Genomic DNA, 3,505 nt, shown 5'->3' with positions numbered 1-3,505 from the left:
GGGACCTGGCGCAGGGTCGTGCGGCTGTTCACGCCCTACCGGGGGGCCGTCTCCGTCCTCGTCGTGCTCATCGCCGCCTATTCCGCCCTGAACGCCGCCGTACCGCTGCTGACGCGGGTGGTCTTCGACCGGGCGCTCTTCGGGCCGGGCGGCCCCGACCTGCCGCTGCTCGCCCTGATCGCCGGGCTGGCCGCGGCGATCGCCTGCGCGGTGGGCGCCGTGGACCTGGGGCAGACGTGGCTGTCGGCCCGCGTCGCGCAGCGGGTGGTGCACGGGCTGCGCACGCAGATGTTCGGCCGCCTGCAGCGCATGCCGCTCGCCTTCTTCGCCGCGGAGCGGGGCGGCGAGATCCAGTCGCGGCTGGCCGGCGACACCACGCAGATCGAGCACGCGGTCAAGGACACCCTGCCCGGCGCGCTCTCCGGCCTCATCGGATTCCTGGTCGCGGCCGGCGCGATGGTGACCCTGTCACCGGTGCTCGCGGGTGTCGCCCTGATCCTCGCGCCGCTCGTCCTGCTGGTGGCCTCCCGGTCGGGGCGGGCGCTCTCGGCCCTGTCGGCCGACGGCCAGCGCACCCGGGCGGAGCTCTCCTCCATCGTCGCGGAACGCCTGTCGCTGGGGGGCGTCACCATGGCCAGGGTGCACGGCAGGCGCGAGCAGGAGGCCGCCGGGTTCGCCGCGGAGAGCGAGCGGCTGGCACGGCTGGGGGTCCGTTCCGGCGTGGTGGCCCAGCTGGTGCTGAGCGTGGGCCACGTCTTCTTCGTGCTGACCCCCTACCTGGTGTTCGTGGCGGCGGGGCTGGCCGGCGAGATCACTCCGGGCACTCTCGTGGCCTTCACCGTGCTGCAGGCGAGGCTCTACCAGCCGCTGTGGCAGATCCTGCACATCTCCACCGAGTTCCGCTCCGCCCAGGGGGCGTTCGAGAGGGTCTTCGGCTACCTCGACCTCCAGCCGGAGCCGGAGCCGGAAGCGCGGCAGAGCCCCGCCCCGGGCCCCGGCGCGCTCGCCGCCCGCGAGGCCGGCTTCCGTTACCCCGGGACGGGCGAGGCGGACCGCCCGGCGCTGCACGGCGTGAGCCTCGACCTCCCGGCCGCCTCCACCACGCTGGTCGTGGGCCCGAGCGGCTCGGGCAAGACGACGCTCGGCCACCTGCTCGCCGGGCTGCACCCGCCCACCGAGGGAACGGTCGTGATCGACGGTACGGAGGTCAGGGCGCCGCTGCCCGGACGGCTCTGCATCGCCACGCAGGACCCCTTCCTCTTCCAGGGATCGGTCGCCGACAACCTCAGATACGCCGCGCCCGGCGCCACGATGGACGATCTCGTGCGGGCCTGCCGGATCACCCGGATCCACGAGCGGATCGCGGCGCTCCCGGACGGCTACGACTCGCCGGCGGGCGAGCGGGGGGCGCTGTTCTCCGGCGGGGAGCGGCAGCGCATCGCCCTGGCCCGCGCGCTCCTGGCCGACGCGTCCGTGCTCGTGCTCGACGAGGCGACCTCCGCGCTCGACCCGCTGACCGAGATGGAGGTCGTCGAGGCGATCCTGGCGGAACGGGCCGGGCGGACGACCGTGATGATCACTCACAGGTTCGGCGTGCTCGACTCCTTCGACACCGTCGTGGCGCTGGAGGAGGGGCGGGTGGTGGAGCACGGCTCGCGCCTCGACCTGCTCGGCGACCGGCACGGGCTGTACGCGCGGATGGTCCGCGCGCAGACCGGCGCGGCGTAGCCCGCGCTCACGGAGGCGTGGCAGGCCCCGCGGGAGCGGCGCGGGCGGGCGTGCGGCTCACGGGCCACCCCTCGGCGGCGGCGAGTTCCGCGTACCGGGCGGCGTCGCGCACCGCGGCGCCGCCCGGATCGTTGTTGAAGTACACATGGACGTCGCAGCGGTCGTCCCAGGCCTCGCCCAGCCGGCGCAGCCAGGAACGGAGCGCGCCGTCGCCGTACGCGGGCCAGGGGGCGGCGCGCCCCTCGTGGAAGCGGAGGTAACCCCAGTCGGCGGTCCGCCACAGGGGCGTCCGCGGGCGGCCGAGCCGGTCGGCCCAGCACAGGGCCGCGCCGTGCGCCGACAGCACCTCGCGCACGGGATCACTCCACCAGGAGGCGTGCCGGGGCTCGACGGCGACACGCACGTCGGCGGGGAAACAGCGCAGGCAGGCGCCGAGCCGTCCGGGGTCGGCCGTCAGCGTCGGCGGGAGCTGCAGGAGGATCGGCCCGAGCTTGGTCCCCAGCCCGCCGGCCGCCATCAGCAGGCGCTCGACGGGCTCCTCGGGATCCTTCAGCCGTTTGACGTGGGTGAGGAAGCGGCTCGCCTTGACCGCCATGACGAAGGTGTCCGGGGTGCGGTCCCTCCAGTCCTCGAACGTCCGGCGGGCCGGCAGCCGGTAGAAGGTGTTGTTGTTCTCGACCGTCTCGAAGCCCTCGCCGTACCGCTCCAGCCACAGCCGCCGGGCCAGGGCAGGGGGATACAGCACCCCGCGCCAGTCGGCGTACTGCCAGCCGGACGTCCCCACCCGCATCATCGCGGTCCCGCCCCGTCGATTTCCGCCTCCTCCATGGGGCAGGATCTGCCCGCCGCCGCCACCTCCGACACCACCCGCGGCCACACGGCGGGGGTGGCGGATACTGAGACAGCATGCGCCCGCCGGACGCCGAAGGTGCGGCGGCGCGGCGGATCGGGGGAGCGGCAGATGACGGATGACGACGTCCGGAGGCGGTCCGGAGAGCCCGCGGTGACCTCCGGCGATCCGCCGGTGATCCGGAGCGACGTTCCCGGCTCCTTCCCCTGGAGTGTCCTCCACAACCGGCACCCCGCCCTGATCCGGAAGGTCGGTGACGCCACGCCGTACGGTCCCGACCGCCGGCGCGCGCTCGACCTGCTGCTCAGGGAGATCACCGACGGGGTGATCGGCCCTCTGGAGGGGACCGTGCACGACCGTGGGCTCTGGGAGAGCTGGGACCGGGGCCATGTCGGGGGGCGCTGGGACGACGCGCCGTTCCTGTGGGCGGAGAGCTACTTCTACCGCAAACTCCTCGCCGCGGTCGGATACTTCGATCCGGGGCCGTGGCGGGGCATAGACCCGTTCGAGCCCTTCAAACGGGCCGAGCTGCTCGGCAAGGGGGTCGACGCCGAGCTCCGCGCGCTCGACGGCCTGCCCGCCATGTCCGCGGAGGAGCAGGCGCAGACGCTGCTCCAGAGGGCGCTGTGGGGAAACCAGGCGGACCTCGGATTCCGCCTCTCCGCCGGAGGGGCGCACGACGGCGACCGGACGACGGGCCTGCCGGCCGACGACAGCGACCTCCTCTGGTCGGCGGTGGACGGCCCGCGCCCCGCGCGGATCTGCTTCGTCGCCGACAACGCGGGGGGCGAGCTGCTGCCGGACCTCGCTCTGATCGACCACCTGCTGCACGCGCGGGGGGCGCGGGAGGTTCTCCTGCATGTGAAGCCCGTGCCGTACTACGTCTCCGACGCCGTGCCCGCGGACGTCATCGCCTGTGTGCGGCGG

3 protein-coding genes are annotated in these 3,505 nt (G+C 74.4%); 2 read left to right on the top strand and 1 reads right to left on the bottom strand.

The annotated features are described in order from the left end of the window. Positions 1-1,728: ABC transporter ATP-binding protein (locus CA984_RS43090; protein ID WP_133061969.1), on the top strand; the 1,728-nt coding region annotated here is incomplete at its 5' end. A 7-nt stretch (positions 1,729-1,735) separates the two neighbouring features. On the opposite strand, the gene CA984_RS43085 is transcribed toward CA984_RS43090, so the two are convergent. After that, positions 1,736-2,521, bottom strand: a complete 786-nt coding sequence (locus CA984_RS43085) for a DUF72 domain-containing protein (RefSeq protein ID WP_086579046.1) — start codon at positions 2,519-2,521, stop codon at positions 1,736-1,738. A 168-nt stretch (positions 2,522-2,689) separates the two neighbouring features. Between CA984_RS43085 and CA984_RS43080 the strand changes: the two genes are divergently transcribed. Next, on the top strand, positions 2,690-3,505 hold an 816-nt coding region (locus CA984_RS43080; protein ID WP_086579045.1), incomplete at its 3' end, for an ARMT1-like domain-containing protein.

This window comes from Streptosporangium minutum (assembly GCF_002149035.1).
Classification (GTDB): domain Bacteria; phylum Actinomycetota; class Actinomycetes; order Streptosporangiales; family Streptosporangiaceae; genus Streptosporangium; species Streptosporangium minutum.
Note: the sequence above shows the minus strand (reverse complement) of the source record. Positions and strands in the feature narration are given on the sequence as shown.

Coding starts and splice junctions, on each gene's coding strand:
- CA984_RS43085 (WP_086579046.1), bottom strand. CDS start 2,521: ATGATGCGGGTGGGGACGTCCGGCTGGCAGTACGCCGACTGGCGCGGG.